At 40.7% G+C, this 19,602-nt stretch carries 18 protein-coding genes; 1 reads left to right on the forward strand and 17 read right to left on the reverse strand.

Annotation, left to right across the window (positions count from 1 at the left end; all coding sequences use genetic code 11):
* Nucleotides 1-685: 685 nt before the first annotated feature.
* From AC4E8C_RS18845 to AC4E8C_RS18900, 12 genes are all read right to left on the reverse strand, one after another.
* Nucleotides 686-1,051 carry a hypothetical protein gene (locus tag AC4E8C_RS18845; RefSeq protein ID WP_490208164.1) on the reverse strand — a complete coding sequence of 122 codons (366 nt, stop codon included), beginning with the start codon at nucleotides 1,049-1,051 and terminating at the stop codon, nucleotides 686-688.
* 154 nt (nucleotides 1,052-1,205) lie between these two features.
* The gene (gene fabG, locus AC4E8C_RS18850; protein WP_490208165.1) at nucleotides 1,206-1,946 is read right to left on the reverse strand and encodes a 3-oxoacyl-ACP reductase FabG; all 741 of its coding nucleotides are present in this window, start codon (nucleotides 1,944-1,946) and stop codon (nucleotides 1,206-1,208) included.
* Nucleotides 1,943-2,845: an intracellular short-chain-length polyhydroxyalkanoate depolymerase gene (gene phaZ, locus AC4E8C_RS18855; RefSeq protein ID WP_490208166.1), complete on the reverse strand. Its 903-nt coding sequence runs from the start codon at nucleotides 2,843-2,845 to the stop codon at nucleotides 1,943-1,945. Before phaZ ends, fabG begins: the two co-directional genes overlap by 4 nt.
* 1 nt (nucleotide 2,846) lies before the next feature.
* Nucleotides 2,847-3,860, reverse strand: a complete 1,014-nt coding sequence (locus tag AC4E8C_RS18860) for a 3-oxoacyl-ACP synthase (protein WP_490208167.1) — start codon at nucleotides 3,858-3,860, stop codon at nucleotides 2,847-2,849.
* A 16-nt stretch (nucleotides 3,861-3,876) separates the two neighbouring features.
* A complete protein-coding gene (locus tag AC4E8C_RS18865) occupies nucleotides 3,877-4,056 on the reverse strand; it encodes a hypothetical protein (protein WP_490208168.1) in 180 nt (59 codons plus the stop codon).
* A gap of 12 nt (nucleotides 4,057-4,068) precedes the next feature.
* Nucleotides 4,069-5,067, reverse strand: coding sequence for a branched-chain amino acid ABC transporter permease (locus tag AC4E8C_RS18870; RefSeq protein WP_490208169.1), 999 nt, complete (start codon nucleotides 5,065-5,067; stop codon nucleotides 4,069-4,071).
* A 4-nt stretch (nucleotides 5,068-5,071) separates the two neighbouring features.
* Nucleotides 5,072-5,932 (reverse strand): branched-chain amino acid ABC transporter permease, encoded by an 861-nt coding sequence (locus AC4E8C_RS18875; protein WP_490208170.1) that lies wholly within the window; start codon nucleotides 5,930-5,932, stop codon nucleotides 5,072-5,074.
* Nucleotides 5,933-5,950: 18 nt separating this feature from the next.
* On the reverse strand, nucleotides 5,951-6,658 hold the full coding sequence (locus AC4E8C_RS18880; protein WP_490208171.1) for an ABC transporter ATP-binding protein: 708 nt from the start codon (nucleotides 6,656-6,658) through the stop codon (nucleotides 5,951-5,953).
* Entirely contained in the window at nucleotides 6,636-7,409 is a 774-nt protein-coding gene (locus AC4E8C_RS18885; RefSeq protein WP_490208172.1) for an ABC transporter ATP-binding protein, read from the reverse strand. The genes AC4E8C_RS18880 and AC4E8C_RS18885 overlap by 23 nt, the downstream gene beginning before the upstream one ends.
* A 99-nt stretch (nucleotides 7,410-7,508) precedes the next feature.
* Nucleotides 7,509-8,699, reverse strand: a complete 1,191-nt coding sequence (locus AC4E8C_RS18890) for a substrate-binding domain-containing protein (protein ID WP_490212611.1) — start codon at nucleotides 8,697-8,699, stop codon at nucleotides 7,509-7,511.
* A 151-nt stretch (nucleotides 8,700-8,850) separates the two neighbouring features.
* Entirely contained in the window at nucleotides 8,851-12,099 is a 3,249-nt protein-coding gene (locus AC4E8C_RS18895) for a winged helix-turn-helix domain-containing protein (RefSeq protein ID WP_490208173.1), read from the reverse strand.
* A 68-nt stretch (nucleotides 12,100-12,167) separates the two neighbouring features.
* A complete protein-coding gene (locus AC4E8C_RS18900) occupies nucleotides 12,168-12,917 on the reverse strand; it encodes a glucose 1-dehydrogenase (RefSeq protein ID WP_490212612.1) in 750 nt (249 codons plus the stop codon).
* A gap of 218 nt (nucleotides 12,918-13,135) precedes the next feature.
* On the opposite strand from AC4E8C_RS18900, the gene AC4E8C_RS18905 reads away from it, so the two are divergent.
* Nucleotides 13,136-13,279, forward strand: a complete 144-nt coding sequence (locus tag AC4E8C_RS18905) for a hypothetical protein (RefSeq protein WP_490208174.1) — start codon at nucleotides 13,136-13,138, stop codon at nucleotides 13,277-13,279.
* 96 nt (nucleotides 13,280-13,375) lie between these two features.
* Here AC4E8C_RS18905 and thrB read toward each other — a convergent pair whose 3' ends face one another.
* The 5 genes from thrB to AC4E8C_RS18930 all read right to left on the reverse strand — a co-directional run bounded on the left by thrB (nucleotide 13,376) and on the right by AC4E8C_RS18930 (nucleotide 19,409).
* Nucleotides 13,376-14,281 (reverse strand): homoserine kinase, encoded by a 906-nt coding sequence (thrB, locus tag AC4E8C_RS18910; protein WP_490208175.1) that lies wholly within the window; start codon nucleotides 14,279-14,281, stop codon nucleotides 13,376-13,378.
* The gene (thrC, locus tag AC4E8C_RS18915) at nucleotides 14,278-15,339 is read right to left on the reverse strand and encodes a threonine synthase (RefSeq protein WP_490208176.1); all 1,062 of its coding nucleotides are present in this window, start codon (nucleotides 15,337-15,339) and stop codon (nucleotides 14,278-14,280) included. The genes thrB and thrC overlap by 4 nt, the downstream gene beginning before the upstream one ends.
* Nucleotides 15,336-16,631, reverse strand: a complete 1,296-nt coding sequence (locus AC4E8C_RS18920) for a homoserine dehydrogenase (RefSeq protein ID WP_490208177.1) — start codon at nucleotides 16,629-16,631, stop codon at nucleotides 15,336-15,338. Before AC4E8C_RS18920 ends, thrC begins: the two co-directional genes overlap by 4 nt.
* 285 nt (nucleotides 16,632-16,916) lie before the next feature.
* Nucleotides 16,917-18,041 (reverse strand): HAD family hydrolase, encoded by a 1,125-nt coding sequence (locus tag AC4E8C_RS18925; RefSeq protein WP_490208178.1) that lies wholly within the window; start codon nucleotides 18,039-18,041, stop codon nucleotides 16,917-16,919.
* 159 nt (nucleotides 18,042-18,200) lie between these two features.
* Nucleotides 18,201-19,409 carry an acyl-CoA dehydrogenase family protein gene (locus AC4E8C_RS18930; RefSeq protein ID WP_490208179.1) on the reverse strand — a complete coding sequence of 403 codons (1,209 nt, stop codon included), beginning with the start codon at nucleotides 19,407-19,409 and terminating at the stop codon, nucleotides 18,201-18,203.
* Nucleotides 19,410-19,602: the final 193 nt, after the last annotated feature.

A 19,602-nucleotide genomic window follows, 5' to 3' on the forward strand; every position in this document is an offset into this window, starting at 1 on the left:
GGCTTATTAACGACCGTCACAAATTCAGGGGAGTCTATAGAGTTTATTGACAATCGCCAACCAAGAAAAGGTTTCTCCTTGACCTGACCGAACATTGGCTCCACTTCGGACACGACCGTGCTTGTTTCCCCTTGACCTGTCCGAACTTAGTTCCACTTCGGACAACGATCGTGCTTTTCTCCCTCTGACTGTCCGAACTTTGCTCCACTTCGGACAACGATCGTGCTTTTCTCCCTCTGACTGTCCGAACTTCGCTCCACTTCGGACACGATTGTGCTTGTTTCCCCTTGACCTGTCCGAACTTAGTTCCACTTCGGACAACGATGGGTGCTTTTCTCCCTCTGACTGTCCGAACTTCGCTCCACTTCGGACACGATTGTGCTTGTTTCCCCCTGACCTGTCCGAACTTTGCTCCACTTCGGACACGATCGTGCTTGTTTCTCCTTGACCTGTCCGAACTTTGCTCCACTTCGGACACTATCGTGCTTGTTTCCCCTTGACCTGTCCGAACTTTGCTCCACTTCGGACACGATCGTGCTTGTTTCTCCTTGACCTGTCCGAACTTTGCTCCACTTCGGACACGACCATGCCAGTTTCCCCTTGACCTGTCCGAACTTAGCTCCACTTCCGACACGATCGTGCTTGTTTCTCCTTGACCTGTCCGAACTTTGCTCCACTTCGGACACTATCGTGCTTGTTTCCCCTTGACCTGTCCGAACTTTGCTCCACTTCGGACACTATCGTGCTTGTTTCCCCTTGACCTGTCCGAACTTTGCTCCACTTCGGACACTATCGTGCTTGTTTCCCCTTGACCTGTCCGAACATAGGCTCCACTTCGGACACGACCATGCTTGTTTCCCCTTGACCTGTCCGAACTTTGCTCCACTTCCGACACGATCGTGCTTTCTCCCCCTGACTTGTCTGAACTTAGTTCCACTTCGGACACGACCATGCTATTTTCCCCTTGACCTGTCCGAACTTTGCTCCACTTCGGACACGGGTATGCTTGTTTCTCTCTGACCTTCCGAACTTTGCTCCACTTCGGACACATTCGTCCTTGTTTCCCCCTGACCTGTCCGAACTTAGCTTCACTTCGGACACGATCATGCTTGTTTCTCCTCGGCCTGTCCGAACTTGTTTTGGAGTACCCCAAACTCGTAAATTCTGGTAATAATAAAAAACGACCCGAAAGGTCGCTTTTACTATCACATCATGATTCCGCCATCAACATGAAGCACTGTCCCATTAATGTAATTCGATTCATCAGAAGCAAGAAATAAATAGGCGTTCGCAATATCCTCCGGCTTCCCTAAGCGGGCTAATGGGACCATACTCTTCATTTGATCAAGGACTTTATCAGGAACCTTAGCCGTCATCCCAGTTTCAATAAACCCAGGTACCACCGCATTGACGTTTATTCCTTTTCGTCCAAGTTCCTTTGCCCAAGTTTTCGTCATCCCAATTACGCCCGCTTTTGTTGCCGCATAATTCGTCTGACCAACATTTCCATACACTCCTGTGACAGAGGACGTACTAATAATTTTTCCTTTTCCCCTTTCAAGCATCGATGGTAATACCGCTTGTGTACAATGAAACACTCCTGTTAGGTTAACATCGAGCACCTTTTGGAAGTCCTCAACCGACATCTTTGACAACATTGCATCCCTTGTAATCCCAGCATTGTTAATTAGGATATCAATGTTTCCAAAGGTTTCACGCACTTTTTCCACCATTCCATCTACACTGACACGGTCAGCAACATCTACTTGGAAAAAAGTAATCTCATAACCTTTTTCTCGTAATTCATGAGCACGTTTTTCTCCTTGTTCCACATTAAAGTCAGCCATAGCAACCTTTGCGCCTTCTCTAGCAAATACTTCTGCAGCCTTCAATCCAATTCCACTGGCTGACCCAGTGATAATAGCCACTTTACTTTGTAATCTCATTTCTGTTCCCCATCCTCCAAAAATTGTGTCATCGCGGTTAATAATTGCGCCAGGTCATCTACCAACGGGGAATGCCCACAATTCTTTAGTTCGACGAACTTTGCTTTTTCCCCCAAGTCTTCTACGATTTCTTTAGCCATTTCTGCCGTTACCACCAAATCTCGGTCTCCCTGTAATACCAGTACTGGGATAGTAATATCGTCCACTTGACCTGTTCCATCCACAAGTCCATTATGGTAATGGCTGATATTGAATGTGTTATTTGCATGATGTACTTCAGCTATGTTCCGCTGGGTTCTCATATCTTGAACATACTCATCATAATGTTCAGGTGAAGGCTGATTATGCGTATAAATAACAGAATTCCAGATGAGCTTTAATAATTCAGTATTATTAGTATCGTAGGCTGTTTGGACCGGAAGTGTTTTACCTATATCTTGTTTAATCTCCTCATGTGTTGTAAATCGCCTCGGCTCATCATTGGCATGTAACATTCCATCGAATGGGTAGCCCCTCGTTGACTCTGATTCTACTAAAATCAATTTATTACAGTAGCCGGGATAATCTGCAACAAATTGCATCGAAACTGCCCCACCTGTTGACCAGCCAACCATGGCAAAGTCTTTTAACCCAATTTCATCAACAAACAGTTTTACATCGTCTGAAAAATCCTTTATTGACATAATAAGCTTGTTATATGTGGAGCCTCCAAAGCCGCGTAAATCCACTGCATAGAGCTTATATTTAGGATCCATATGATCCAGAACAAGATCCCAATGCTTGGATGAGGTCATATTTCCGTGAATTAATAACACCTTTATTTCCCCGCCATCCCTTTCTCTGTAGGCAAGTGTTTCCCCATTCGATAGAAGGACTTCCTTCATAAGTATGTTAACCATATTAAACACCCTTTCCCCATTTAATGGTTGCAGCTCCCCATGCATAACCGATCCCCGCACTAACAAACACTACGATGTCGCCATCTTTCACTTTTCCCGCTTCTAAGGCCAGTTCCAATGACAAGATTTGATCAATTTGCCCAATGTGGCCATACTCTTCAAGATAAATAGATTGATTTTCGGACAAACCTAATTCCTTTAAAACATATTCATGGGCTGACTTTTTCATGTGAAGAATAGCCAAATAGGAAATATCTTCTTCCCGATAGCCGCTTTTTTTGACAGAATTACGAATCACTTTTAAAAAGTTATCCATTGATTTCTGTTCTAATCGTTGTTTCATCCCCTCTGGATCGAGCACATCCAGCTTATTTAACCGCTGTTCAATAGCCTCTATCGTAATCGGATTCTTTGTTCCACCGGAAACAACGACCACATCTTCTGAAAAAGAACCATCTGTGATCAGTTCCGTTTCTAATAAAAGATTTTCGTTATATCCTTTTCTTAAAAGTATGGCACCCCCGCCAGCAGCTAGATTATACATAAACCTAGTCCTCGGATTCTCGTAATCAATGAAATCGACATTTCGATACCCGCCTGCTAGCAGAACTGTACGAATATCAGGGTCTGCCATCATCATATATTTAGCAACTTTTAAAGCCATAACCGTTGTTCCACATCGTAACGCGACATCAAACGCCCAGGCATTTAAAGCTCCGACTTCTTCTTGAAGTTTTATTCCCGCCGTCCAAAGCGGATACTCCTTATGCTCCTCGCCAATATAAATCACCAAATCAATTTCAAGCGGGTCAATTCCCGCTTTAATAATTGCTTGTTTGGCGGCCTTAATCCCCATTTCACAAGTATGGTCCCCAGAACCGGGAATATGTTTTTTCTTAATGCCCATTTTTTCTTCGACAACTAGTTCAGGGATCCCTGCCAGTTGTGCTATTTCTTTACCAGTGACAAATTCTTCGGGTAAATAGGTACCTATACTGAGAATTCCAATTTGCATTCAATCACCTACTCATCTAAGCTTCTTCTGCCATTTCCTTCATAAAATTCATTGCTTCTTCAATCGACTCAAATAACGTTTCCCTGTCCTCTTGAACATGCGTTACCTTGATTCTCCATTGTTTTCTACCAGTGTCTCTCTCAACGGCGGCTAATTGAAAACGGACAACGAAGGAGGCAATTTGATTGATATCCATTAGTTCCTCCTTCTATCCCGCCACTTTTTCTTCTTTTTTGACGGAATGCTGTTTTTTACGTTTCCATGATAAGGTGCTCAATGTCCCGACAATCCCTTTTGGGAAAAACATAACAACTAAAATATAAATAATCCCAAAGAAAATAATCCAGCGTTCAAATATCACATGTTCCTTAGCTAGTTGTGTCAACCAATCATGAGCAAATTCAATTAACCCGGCACCAATAATAGCACCAATCAATGTTCCCACTCCGCCAATAATCGTAATTAATAAAGCATCTATCGTGAGATCCATTGAAAACACACTAGTATTAACAAATCGAAGAGAAATCGCATATAAAATTCCCGCCACGCCAGCTAAGACGCCGGAAAGTACACTCGCGGCAATTTTATAATGCAGCACCTGAAATCCCAACGATTCTGTTCGCTGCTCGTTTTCCCTAATGGCTTGGAGTACCTTGCCAAGCGGGGAATTGGTAAATCGCTTTAGGATAAGAAAAACGGCCACCATAGAGAGTAAACAAAGTAAATAAAAATTAGTCCGGTCGATAAATTGGTCAGGTACACGAAAAGTGAATCCATCATTTCCATAGGTCATTGTCCGCCACTTTTCAGCTAAGACAAGGAATAGACCGGATAATGACAAGGTTAGCATTGCATAAAAATGGCTTTTTAGACGAAGTGTCAACAAACCGACGATAAAACTTACCAGTGCCGTAAGTGCTATTGTTGTTAGCACTGCTAATAAAAAATAGAACATGGTCGGTTCAAATTGCTTCATAAAGATACCCATGGAATAGGCACCAATTCCAAAAAACATCGCATGTCCAAAGGAAACTATTCCAGTAAAACCTAATAACAAGTCATAACTCATTGCAAAAATAGAGAACACAAATATTTGTGTTAGCAAGATTAAGAGATTTCTTGATTCATACACAAATGGCAAAAGGAGCAGAAATGCCGAGATGACTAATAGAATGGCTGTCATTCGATTACCTTGAATAAACCTCATATCCTCACCCCTTCGCTCCAAATAAACCCTGCGGTCGAATAATTAATACAATCGCCATGAGGAGCATATTAACGGCTAATGATAAATCTGGAACATAGTAAGCCATAAAGGAACCAGATAGGCCCACTAAAATAGCAGCTAAAACTGAGCCTTTAAAATTGCCCATTCCTCCTATTACCACCACAATAAATGCTAAAATGGCGAACTCCATCCCCATCCCGGCATGTATGACCCCGGAATAAGGACCAAGCAGCATACCACCAAGTGCGGCCATCCCAGCACCAATCATAAATACAAACATAAATACCTTTTGAATATTGATGCCAAGGGCTTGAACCATTTCTTTATTCATTACACCTGCTTGAACAACAAGGCCGATTTTTGTTTTTTTCAGGACAAATTGGACACCTGCAAAAATGAGGAAGCCCACTAAAATGATAAAGGCTCGATACTTAATAATGATTACATCACCAATTTCCCAGCTTCCCTTTAAATAATCAGGGGGTGAGGCGGTAATCTGATTGGGCCCCCATATCACCTTGAGCATTTCAGATAATACCAGCATAAGACCAAGGGTAATTAAAATTTGTTGCACATGATTTCCATAAACAGGTTTAATAATCCACTTTTCCGTTAGGATGCCTAGCAGAAATCCTGTTAGAACGGCGCCAATAATTCCAATTACAAAGCTGCCAGTTTTCCCATAAATCCAAAGTCCACTGTATGCTCCCCAGGCAAATAAGCCGCCATGTGCAAAATTCAGTACATCCATTAAACCGAATATGAGCGTTAAACCAGCTGCTAGTAAAAAGATAAGCATGCCTGTTGCCAACCCATTCAGCGTTAAATTGATCATCAAATCCACTAAGAGGTTCCCCCTTTCTTAGGCAATCCCTAAATATTTTCGTTTCATTTCTTCATCTTCTTTTAATTGCTTCATGGTGCCATGACTGACCGTTCTTCCATCATCAATAATGTAAAAACAATCTCCAATCGTGCTCGCCATCATGAAATTTTGTTCCACCAACACAATCGTGGTTTGATCTTTCATTTGTAGAATCGATTCCATGACCTTTTCCACCACAATCGGGGCCAGCCCTTTACTTGGTTCATCAATTAACAACAGTTCATTTTCATTAACATACGCTCGCGCAATAGAAAGCATTTGTTTTTGTCCACCGCTTAACAGCCCGCCAGGTTTCTTCCAAAACTTCTTCAAATCCGGGAACAAATCTAAAATCCAATCCATTCGTTTAGCGGTTTCATCATTCTCCTTTTGAATGGCAACTTTCATATTTTCTTCGACTGTTAATCCTCCAAAAATCCCCTGATCCTCAGGAACATAACCGATTCCCTTATTCGCAATCGAATAGGTTGGCAATGACTGGATCGTTTCACCTTTAAACGTAATCGTTCCTTTTGAAGCAGAATTTAGGCCCATAATGGTCCGTAAGGTTGTTGTCTTTCCAGCGCCGTTTCTTCCCAGCAGCACGGTTACTTCGCCTTTTTTCACTTCAAAAGAAACACCTTGAAGGATATGATATTGACCAATATGGGTCTCCACATTATCAAGTTTCAACAGGTCGTTCATCAAAATGACCTCCTAAATAGGCAGACTGAACAGTTTCATTTTTCATGATTTCTTCTGGTGAACCATCAGCCAATAACCTCCCATTAAATAAAACCATTACCGAATCTGATAAGTCCAAAATCATATCCATCTTGTGTTCAATCAGGATAATCGTGCGGTTTCCTTGTTCTTTTATTTTTCTTATCACTTCTAAAATAGCTGGAACTTCTTCGAGAGACATCCCTGCTGTCGGCTCATCTAGTAAAAGAATCTCTGTCTCAAGTGCAAGCAGCATCGCGATTTCAAGTTTCCGTTTTTCACCATGAGCCAGATTAATCGCCAATGACTCCTTTTTATCATCTAAGAGAACTAGCTTGAGCCATTCTAATGCCTTTTCTTCAAAGGCACGATATTTCTTATGATGAAACAGCATCTGGTAACGAATTCCTGCTTGCGATTGCACGGCTAACCTAACGTTTTCTAATACCGTTAAATTGGGAAATACATTTGTAATTTGAAAAGAACGGCCGATCCCCGCTCGTGTGCGGTTTGTGGAAGAAAACTTCGTAATATCTTTTCCCCGAAAATAGATACTCCCTTTTGTGGGTGTTAGCTGGCCGCTTAAGAGATTAAAAAAGGTTGTTTTTCCAGCCCCATTGGGCCCGATAATGGACTTAAAGTGTTTTTCTGGAACGGAAATACTAACAGAATCCACCGCCGTATGACCGCCAAATGTAATCGATAAACCATTCGTTTCAATAAGTGTAGTCATTCGTTTCACCACCTAGATTGTTAGCGTTTATAAATAAGGAAGAGGGTGACCATGTTTCATTCGGTCCAACCCTCATCTTTGGTTTTGGAGTTAAAGTTATTACTTATTGCGTATCGGTGGTGCTGTTTCATCAGGAGACAATTCCCTAATAAGAACTGGCACTGGGTATGGCACGCCATCTTTCTTTACTAATTTAATTGCATACAAGGTTTGCAAGGCCTGATGATCCTCAGGGCGATACGTCATTTTACCTTTTGGAGTATCAAAGCTCATGCCTTCCATTTTTTCAATTAATTTATCTGCATCTGCATTTCCGTTTGTTTTCTTTAATGCTTCTACAATAGAAATGGCAGCGCTCATACCGCCAGGTGTAAATAAATCTGGAACATCACCGTTGAATCGCTTTTTATGCTCAGTTACAAGCCAGTCGTTAATTTTATTTTTCGGCAGGTCATGATAATAGACCGTAAACCCTTCCATACCAATTAACGGTTCCATAGTTGATAAGGCAGCAATATCCGGGGCTCCTGTTGAAATCTTGATTCCTTTTTCTTGAACCTTCATATCTGAAAGCTGTTTCCATGGCGAGTTGGCGCCTGCCCAAACGACAAATAAGTAATCAGGCTTGGCATCAACGATTTTTTGAATGTTCGACGTAAAATCTGTCGCAGCAGGATCTGCATATTCTTCCTTCACAATTTCAGCGCCAAGCTTCTTCGCCGCTTCCTTAAAGGCGGCGACTCCGTCACGGCCAAAGGAATAATCCGGTGCAAGGGTCGCAATTTTCACTCCTTTTTTGGCAATGGCCGCTGCACCAGCAACTGCATCCTGTGAAGAGTTACGTGCTGAATGGAAAATATACTTATTAAACTCTGAACCTGTAATACTATCAGCCGCAGCTGGTTCCACCACCATTACCTTTTGGTATTCCTCTGCTAATGGCAAGACTGCCAACGTGTCGGCAGAACTGGAGGATCCAACCAGAAAATCAACCTTATCTTCTTCTAATAGCTTGGTTGCTTTTTGAACGGCTACTTCCGGCTTGGTTTCCGTATCTTCTACAATGAATTCTATTTTTCTTCCGGCAACTTCCATCTTTCCGTCTGTTGCATAATCAAGCCCGAGCTCAAACCCTCTTAATGTTTGTTTACCGTAAGCTTCTAGTGCACCCGTCTTGGAGGCAAGCACACCAATTTTCACCGGCTCTTTATTTTCCGTTTTCTTTTCACCAGTCTCCTTTGGCGCTGATGATGATTTGTCAGAACTACAAGCGCTTGCGAACAACATCATAAAAATAAGTAAACCTAATAATGCCCATCTACTACGGTACCCCTTCACTCTTTTTCCCCCTTAAAAAATGTGATTGTAAAACTTGCCATGCGTTGATCTTAGGATAGGAGAAGGCAGTTACAGGGGAGTTACAAAAAAACAGCCCCAAGTTTTAGGGCTGCTCAATGGAATTCATTATACTTTCTGATTCGGTAATCATTGTGTACATATGTTTTGTAGGTTCTAGCGGCGATACACCCAATTCTTCCTCCAGGACCTCTGTACATTTTTGATACCACTTCATTGCTTGTGGACGATTATTTTTTCGATAATAACAATACATCAGTAAGCGGTAGGCTTCTTCCCAGGTTCGATCACGTTCCAAAATTTTCTCGCACCAATTAATCGTAAGATCATATTGTTCACGGCGCACCATTAATTGCGCCATCTTTTCAGCACCTCGTAAGAAATATACAAGCATGCTCTCTCTTTTACTAATACACCAATCATCATACCGGCGATCTGGCAGATAGTCTCCGAGATATAGTGCCAATCCTCTTTCAAGGAAAGATATCACCTTTTCTTGATTGGTTTCATTTAAGCCCATTTGAATGAACTCTTGAAATTGAACAGTATCTACTTCGATTCTTGCCTGTGGATTTAACCCATAAAACATTCCATCCCGGATGACAAAAAATGGAGCAGCTCGCGGCTTACGCAATGGCTCAAGAACATGATGAAGACTATTCAGAGCCACTTTAAAATCACGATCCGCACTTTTTTTATCTTGATAGGACCACAAAGTTTGGATAATTTCTTCTTTGGCCATTAAATCATTGGATGTAATCAACAATTGAAATAGTTCCTTTGCCTTTTCTCTTTGCCAATCTCTGTCTCCAACCTCTTTCTCACCAAGCCATAGTTTGAACTGTCCCAAAGTTTGAACACGAAGCGAATAACCGGGATGGGCATCATAGGTGGTAATCCCCATGGAGTCGAGAATTTTAGCAGCATATGAAGGGTGAACTTCCTCCTTTATACACTCTATTAACATTGGCACAAATACTTGTAAATCCCTTGGACTGAAAACAGAACGATGATGAAAGAAGAACTCATACTCGTGGATTTGAATGAGATCCAAACATTCATTTATGCATTCCCTAAATACATCTTGTTTTTTTTCTAAAAAATAAAGATAGGAAAGCCAAAACTTGCTAAGCATTTTTCCAAACGAGTCTTCACAATGGTAAAAAAGGGAATCGGTTTTATTCAAGAAATCGAGTGCCTTCTGGGGTCGTTCATTGTAAATGCACGTAATCCCCATGCACAGCGTAATTAAGGCTGAAAGCCAGACGTCATGCACCTTTTCAGTTTCTAGAAGCGCCTTCCTTCCAACTTCTAACGCACGTTCAAGTTCTCCCCTTGTCCCATATAAAATACAAAGTCCCATCAATGGCTCAGCCTTACCTCTGTCAACATTGAGCTGGCCCATAATTTCTAATGCCGTTTGATAGCAATTTTCGGCTAACTGTGAATCATATTTATTCAGAATTTGCACTGCGTGGCCCATGCGGATCCAGCCGCATGCCTCAACAAACGGGGATTTTGCACATATCCCCTGCTGAATACCTGCTTGGGCAAGCTCCTTTGCTTTTAAACCGTTACCTGTAAAGGCTTCAATTAGAGATAGTAATAAATCTGTCTCTCTGTGTGCCTGCGGCAGTGTGGTTTCGGCAGTATCTTTAATCTCTTCTTTTTTTATTAAAAGAACCTTTTTAGCATCTTCAAATCGACCTGTTCGTAAATATAATCTAGCTTCTAAATTCCCATCAAGATCACGAACCTTGGCATCCTTTGTTTTACGAATCCATTTTTCAGCCTCAGAAGCTTTTCCAGAGTTTAATAGATTTTCAGATAGTAATTGGTATAGTTTCCCTTTCCCTTCAACTCCCCCTGGATATTTCTCGCGGTAGGAAATAGCTTCTACTAACAGTTTTTCAGCATGCTGCGGCTGAATAGTGTCAAGATATATTTTGGCTTTCCCCTCTAATGACAGGCTCATGCCTAGATCATCTTGTTTTATCTCAGCACCCCGAAAAGCCTTATCATAACAAGCCTCTGCTTCCTTGTATTGTGAGCGGTAACGATAAATTTCTGCTTTCAAATACCAAAGAAGATAGTACAATTCCATCTCCGCATCGGGTAGAAGCACTAATTGATCATATAAGCTTTCTAATTTCCCACTTTCAAGCATCCTGATCCCATTCTCGTGTAAAATGGAGGCAACCGCCTTATGGAGCTGAATTTTCTTATAATGGTGAAGGGCTTCCTCCCACAACTGTCTTTTTTCAAAATAACGCGCACATTTTTCATGAAGTGATACATAATGATTTGGATTACTTTTTTGAAAAGTATCTTCAAGAAACTCTTTAAATAATGCATGATAACGATAATGGGTTAATCCCACTTTTTGAATAAATAGATTTCGGTCTTTTAATTGCTCTAACATACTAGAAGCTCCTTGTAACCCGATTACTTCATCACAAATCTCTTCTTCTATTTCTTCAAATATAGATGTTTGTTCAAGGAATTGCTGAATGATGGGCGGCTGCTTTGAAAAGACTTCCATCACTAAATATTGAAAAAAGTCCTGCAGTGACTGTGAGGAATGGTGTAAAAGTGTAGAAATATCCTTTTGTAACGGGATTTGCGTGGCAATCATGCATAAGGCGATAATCCATCCTTCAGTCAATTGATAGATAGATTGTAAATAGTCTGGTTCTAGATTTAATCCATATAAGTCTGTTAATAACAGCTCCATTTCTTCCATCGTTAAAATTAAATCCTGTCTTGTTAGTTCTAAAAGCTGTCCACAAACCTTCATTTTTGTGAGATGCTTCCATCCTGGGCGGCTGCGGCTCGAAATCACAATATGTAAATTGGAAGGGATGTGTTCAAGCAATTTTTCCATCCAACTATTAATCGTATAGGAATGTTCGATTTGATGGAAATCATCGAGGATTAACGTAACCTCAGTATTAGTCTCGAGAACTTCATTAACAAAAAGAGAACATAAGATGCTTAATTCCTCTTCACGAATATATCGATCAATTGTATTTATATAAGCAGATAGTTCCGTTCCAAAAGAAGGAACAACTTTTTCCAAGGCATGAACAATATAGGAGAGGAAGGGAAGGATGTCGTCATCCATCGAAGAGATGGAGTACCAACAGCCTGGAAGCTTTTCATCCCTCATAAACAAAGCAAGTGCCGTACTCTTTCCAAAACCTGCCCCGGAATGAATAATTGTCAGCGGATATTCAGGTATCTTTTTCAATTTCTGTGTAAGCTTTGCCCGTCTGATAAAGTCGTCCTTTACAGCAGGAATGCGAAGTTTTGTTTGAATAATCGGCAGCTTCACTTTTTGTCCTCCTTCCTATTTCCACAATATTTACACTATTTTACCATATTGTAAATATTATGGGTATGTTATTCCACATATATCATTTTTCGTGTCATCCCACCGTCTACGACTAAATTAATCCCGGTGACAAAATTATTTTCTTGGTCCGTTAAGTAAAGACAGGCCCGGGCAATATCACTTGGTTTGCCGACCCGATTAGAAAAATGCTGTCTATGGTCTGCTTCGCTTAATTGTGAGTCTTCACCATTATGAATCCAACCTGGTGAGATGGCATTTACGGTAATTTCGTCTTTACTCAATGAAGCGGCAAGTGCATGGGTGATCGCGACTATTCCCCCTTTTGATGCTCCATATGCTTCTGAGTTCGGCTCTGACATGAGGGCGCGGGTTGAAGCGATGTTCACAATAGATCCCCCATTTTCAAGTTCTCGCATCATTTTAGCTGCTTCACGGGAGCAAAGAAAGACACTCCGCAAATTCGTATTGATCACATCATCCCACTCTTCAATCGTTAATTCATAAGGGGATTTAAACACGCCTATGCCTGCATTATTGATTAAGATATCAATTTTACCAAAGGTCTGTTTGGTTACTTCAAATAAATGGAGTATGTCACCTTCCTTCCTCACATCTGTTTGTACAAAAAGAACTTCTCCACCAGTTTTTTTCATTTCTTCAGCAGCCATTTTACCTGAATCACTATCCAGATCAGCTATAACTACCTTTGCCCCCTTTCCTGCATAAGCACTGGCTACGCCTCGGCCAATTCCGTTGGCTGCACCTGTCACAATAACCACCTTATTGGAAAAATCCATCATTGTCTCCTCCATTCAATTTATGTACTTCTTCTATCATATAACATTGAAAAATACAGTACAAAACACTAACTTTTCATAGTGTATCGATTATTCGTTTGCCGGCATGACCGTATTATTGTACAAAGAATTTATTATAGATGGAAATTTTTTCTTAGTAATAAATAGTTCGGACGAGAAAAACTATGTATAAGTACAAAATATTAAGGAGGATGACTATGCCTGAAAAATGCTTTTATTGCACTTCCGATATTGAAGAAAAGCAGATGCATTATGTTCCATTTGTTTCCTTAAATGAGGAAAGAGATGAGGCCCTTTGTGATGAATGTTATCAGGAATGGTTACAAGGGATTAAAGGGTAAGATGGAGTGGTACATCGTTGTCCATTAAAAAGAAAAGGACCTAACATATAAAGCTAAAAGGGATGAAAAAAGATTTCACCCCTTTTTTGATTATTATTATTTTACTAATTCAATAACACTGCTCCCAGTATAGTCAATCGAAAGTTTCTTTGCTGTCATAGCAGGAAAACCATCCTCCAAGACCTTTGCAAGGTGCTGCCCTTTTCCTTTTTCAGTAAAACAGATCATCGTTGGCCCCGCCCCGCTTAATGCTACCCCAAACGCTCCATTAACTTTCGCCAAATCTTCAATTTCTTGATACGAACCGATTAAAGGCTTTCGAAATGGTTGGTGAAAAACATCCATTTCCATCATTTTACCGGCTAACATCCAGTTTTGACTTAATAAAGCAGCAATTAAAAGATTAGCGGTAGACGATGCTTGAACCGCATCCTGTCTAGAATAAACCTCAGGTAAAACATCCCGAGCTGCTTTCGTCAATAAGATTTCTTGCGGGATGACAACCACTACCTCTATTGGAAGATCAGTAAATGCTAACATATCGACATCATTTTGTTGATAACAGCCGACTACGAGTCCACCATAGATTGATGCACCTACATTATCTGGATGACCTTCCCATTTTGTAGCTTCAAAAAGCTTTTCTTGTTTTGTTAAGTGTAATCCACCAACGGTGTCTGCAAGTTCAATCCCCGCAACAATTGCAGATGCACTGGAGCCAAGCCCTCTTGCTAATGGAATATCACTATCCATCTTGATATTACAAGGATGTAATTCAACCCCATAGTGTTCAGCTGTTTTTAAGGCCACTTGACAGATAAAATTAGTCTCATCACTTGGAAAATCCTTCAATTCCTTACTAGTAGAATAAACATTCCATTGCTTACTTTCCTCTATTTCCAACGTCAGATACAAATCAAGTGCTAGTCCCATTGAATCGAAGCCAGGTCCAAGATTAGCTGTACTTGCAGGTACTTTAATCATAAAACGGTCATGAATCATACTCGGACAACTCCTCGAATATGATCTGTCACTGCCCTTTCATCATTTGGCAAATGGATAGGATTAACTAAACTGCTTTGAATTGCAGTATCTGGATCCTTTAAGCCATTTCCTGTCAACACCGCAACAATCTTTGTACCTTTTACTATTTTTCCTTTTTGAATACTCTTATACACACCCGCAAGTGACGCACAAGAAGCCGGTTCAGCAAATACCCCTTCGGTAGAGGCTATTTTTTTATATGCTGCTACAATTTCTTCATCACTGACTTCATCAAACAAACCATCTGATTCCTCTACGGCGGAAACGGCTAGGTCCCAGCTAGCCGGATTGCCGATCCGAATTGCTGTAGCGATGGTTTCAGGATGTTCAAAAACCCGATTATGAACAAGAGCTGCCGCCCCTGCCGCTTCATAACCGAACATACGTGGTAAGCTATTGCCTTTTTTTTCAGTAAATTCCTTAAATCCTTTCCAATAGGCACTAATATTTCCCGCGTTCCCTACAGGGATGGCTAAAATATCCGGTGCATCCCCTAGTTGATCACAAACCTCAAATGCTGCTGTCTTTTGTCCTTCCAACCGATATGGATTTACAGAATTAACGAGCGTAATCGGTTCCTCTTCACTAATATTGCGTACCATCTTAAGGGCTTGATCAAAATTCCCTTCAATCGAAATAATCTCTGCACCATACATCATGGCTTGAGCCAGTTTGCCAAGAGCAATCTTTCCTTCAGGAATAACGATGATACAGTTTAATCCCGCTCGTGCTGCATAGGCGGCTGCGGCTGCGGAAGTATTTCCAGTTGAGGCACAGATAACCGTTTTACTTCCTGATTCCACTGCTTTCGCTACAGCCATGACCATGCCACGATCTTTGAACGAACCGGTTGGATTGGCCCCTTCCATTTTTACATAAAGTTCAACACCCCATTCTTTTGAAAGCCGCTCAAGCTTTATAAGTGGAGTATTCCCCTCATTTAATGTTAGTTTGGGGGTTGACCCATTAACCGGTAAAAATTCTTTATAGGTTTCTAATAATCCTGGCCATCTCATAATGATTTCCTCACCACTCTATATGCACTCTTTATTTCTTTTACTGCATGTAGATCATATAATTCTAATAAAATTTTATCATAATTCGTTAACGAAGCCTTATGTGTGACCAGTACAATTTCCGATGTCTCCCGTTTCTTAATCGGCAACTGTAGTATTTTCTCAAAGCTAACCCCATATTTTGCAAAAATGGCCGTAATATCGGCGAAGACACCTACCTCATCTTGAACATGAATCCGTAGAAAGTATTTTGAAAACTTTTCTTCGTTATCCTTTAACATCTTCGGATATTGCGGTGTCACTGCACTTCGTCCATTCACACCAAGTCTTAAATTTTTAATCACACCAACCAGGTCTGAAACGACTGCGGTAGCGGTCGGCATGCTTCCTGCACCAGGACCATAAAACATCGTTTCCCCCACAGCTTCCCCATAAACATAGACAGCATTATACTCATTTTGTACAGAGGCTAGCGGATGATTATTAGAAAGAAAAGTAGGGGCAACACTTACTTCTACCTTCTCACCTTCCCTATGTGCGAAACCGATGAGTTTCATCGTATAGCCTAATTGTTTCCCGTAGCGCAAGTCTTCCTCTGTTACGGAAGAAATACCACTCACCTTCACATCATCCAAATCAATATGCATGGAAAAACCTAATGTAGCGAGGATTGTCATTTTTCTGGCTGCATCTAATCCTTCTACATCAGAGGTAGGATCTGCTTCCGCAAAACCGAGCACCTGTGCTTCTTTCAAAACTTCTTCATAGGAGCGGCCTTCATCGCTCATTTTTGTTAATATATAATTGGTTGTTCCATTGACAATCCCCATCATTTGGGTAATTCTATCAGAGGCAAGACCATCGACTAACCCTCTTAAAATAGGGATACCTCCTGCAACACTCGCTTCATAAAATAAATCACAGCCATGTTCTGAGGCAACCGTTAACAGTTCCGACCCATGCAAAGCCATTAGATCTTTATTTGCTGTAACAACATGTTTTCCTTGACGAAGAGCTGTTAACAAATACTCTTTTGTATTTTGAACCCCACCCATTACCTCAATCACTACATCAATTTCCTTATCAAAAAGGATATCATCAGCATTAGATGTTAACATTTTTGAATCTATAAATACCGGTCTATTCTTGTTTATGTTTTGAACAAGAATCTTTTTGATAACGACCGGACACCCCACCTGGTGGATTAATTTATCTTGATTTTTTTCAATAATTTTAACCACACCTGAACCTACTGTGCCTAAACCTAAAAGACCAATGGAAATGGCTTTCATGAATTCCCCTCCCATAATTGTCCGTTTGGAGCGTACAATTGTTTTCCTATTGTAGACATTATATGACTCTATTTATTTTTTTACAATAGATTACTATCCTATTTTTTATTGTAAACGTTTACTATTGCGTTTTAAAAGGTTAATATTTCGCTTGAAAAGTTCCCTTCTAAAAAGAAAGATGAAAGGAGAGAGAAAGGCTTAAGGCTTTTCGTGTGGATAGAAAAAAGGCTGCCATTTGTGGCAGCCCTTTGCTCCATTCTTAACATGAAAACAACCTAACCTTGATTATAAGATTCCTTTTAAATCTATAACAGAATCAAGAATATAATCGGCACCATGTTTTTCAAAATCAGCTCGTGCATCTTTCCCAGATAAACCAGTTAATACGGCAGCGAATTCACAGCCCAGTTGTCTTGCTGCCAATAAATCTGCCAAAGAATCGCCGACAACAAGAACCTCTTCTCCCCTGTCGATTGGCAGCGGTGTTTGTAAACAGTCCTTTACCGATGTTTCCTTCCCTTTTAGACCCATAATATAAGTAAAAGGATGAGGCTTAGATAGTGATTTTGGTACTGTAAGCTCCTGCTCGGCCATTAATACCTCATCAGCCGTTATGATTCTGTTCACATCAAAATATTGAATCCACTTTAAATGCTGAAATGGCTGAATGGTTTCTAATTTCGGCCTGCCTGTGCCGATTCCAATCGTAAATCCAGCTGAGGTAAGAAATTCAAAGAGTTTACCTATTTCCTCCATAGGAGCTAATGTCGTTTCATTTGCCAAAAAGCCCTTTTTACCGGTTTGAACAGAGGGCCTCCCCGTAGACGCAAGAACATTCTCATCACCTACATACCATTCCTGACTTACATGCTCGCAGATAGACCAGAGCACACCTTTATTGAAAATGGAAGTTTCCACCCCAAGCTTTTCCTTCGCCAGCACATTCAAATAACTAAACAATTCCTGTTTCGTCGCATCAGATGGAGCAAACTCCTTTACAAACAAACTAAAGTCTATCTTAACCTGATAGTGATTTAACACTTTTCCCATCTCTTGCAATGCTTCAATATTCATTGGTGCCTGACACCACTTGTTTATATTTTCCAATTCCGACTCTTTAATTTGTGATAACAGGTGAATCAATTGATGGCTGAAGGATAAATAAATCATATCCCAGTTGGCATTTAGACCGCGTGATTTCATAAACTTAAGAACTTGATCGTTTTCGAATACAAGCCCCCTAATTTTGTTAATCTCTGCCTCGCTATAGTCTGTTTTAAATTGTTCTGGGTTCAGTCCCAGGTAATTTGGGCTAATCAGCATTTCCCAAACGGTTAATGCTGACGCATCAAAATAATGCTCTTCACTTAAAAGTACTCCGTCCACATCAAACAAAATCGTTTTATTCAACTTCTCTCCCCCATTTTCCAGACTGCTTTTATACTTTATCGTAACACAGCACGTCCAAAAATATGAAGTATATTTATTTATCAGCAGTCACATATTGTCCATATAGTCTTTTACCGCTGCATTCAGGGCATTTATGGTATTACATGTGCTTTGGCACACCTAGCCTTTAATCAGACTTTCTTTAAATGGCCAAGCAGGGAGCATTTTACGTAATGGCTTATCTTCACGATATCCAAGAGCATATTCTCCTTGCATAATAGTATGAATCTCCCTTGTGCCCTCATAAATGACAGGTGCTTTGGCATTTCGCAAATAGCGCTCAACAGGAAATTCATTAGAAAAGCCATAAGCCCCGTGGATTTGGACCGCATCATTGGCTGCCTCCAAGGCAGCATCACAGGATATCCATTTTGCCAACGACGTCTCTTGCGTATTGCGTTTACCATGATTTTTTAACCATCCCGCTTTAAAAACCAATAATCGAGAAATCTCTAGGTTCGCAGACATTTTTGCTATCATTTGCTGGACTAGCTGATGCTTGCCAATTTCCTTACCAAACGTTTTTCGCTGCTCGCAATACTTAACACTGGCTTCGAGCGAAGCCATAATCGTTCCACATGCGCCAGCTGCAACCGTAAAGCGTCCATTATCAAGGGCCGACATGGCAATCTTAAAGCCCTCGCCTTCGTATCCCAACAAATTCTCTGCTGGGACTCTTACTTGATCTAAAAATACCTCACCCGTGTTTCCTGCACGGATACCGAGTTTTCCTTTAATGGCCTTTGAGGAAACTCCCTCAAAGGATCGTTCAACAATAAAACAGGAAATACCATGATGCTTGGCACTCGTGTCTGTTTTGGCAAAAATCAAGAAATGATCAGCCACGTCACAGAGAGAGATCCACGTCTTTGAACCATTTAATATATAATAATCGCCTTCTTTTACAGCAGTCGTTTCCATTGCCGCCACATCTGAACCGGCATTGGGCTCAGTAAGCCCAAAAGCACCAACCTTTTCTCCCCTTGCTTGTGGGACAAGATATTTTTGTTTCTGTTCTTCAGTCCCCCATTGGAGGATGGTCATACTATTTAAACCCGTATGAACCGATACCGCCGTACGGAAGGCAGTGTCACCGCGTTCCAATTCTTCACAAACTATGGCCAATGTGTTGTAATCCATTCCTACCCCGCCATACTCTTCCGGGATGCATACACCCATAAGTTGTAAGTCGGCAAGCCGTTTAAGGATGCTCGTTTCAAAGTGGCCTTTTTCATCCCATTCTTTAATATAGGGAATAATTTCACGGTCAACGAAGGTCCTAACTACCTTTCTCACACTTTTCTGCTCTTCTGTTAAAGAAAAATTCATCCTCTTTTCCTCCCTAAATCATTTTTTGTTTCATTTTGATAATTTTCTGTTTTGTTTAGCCAAGCTTTAACTAATATATTTCTAATTAATAGATTAATTCTATTAAATTGTAAGTAATCCTACTTAGAAAAGAATTAAATTTATTAACAAAAAAAAGCAGTGAAAGTCCAAAATTTGGAATTCACTGCTTTTT

This window comes from Neobacillus sp. SRL179, from assembly GCF_984799095.1.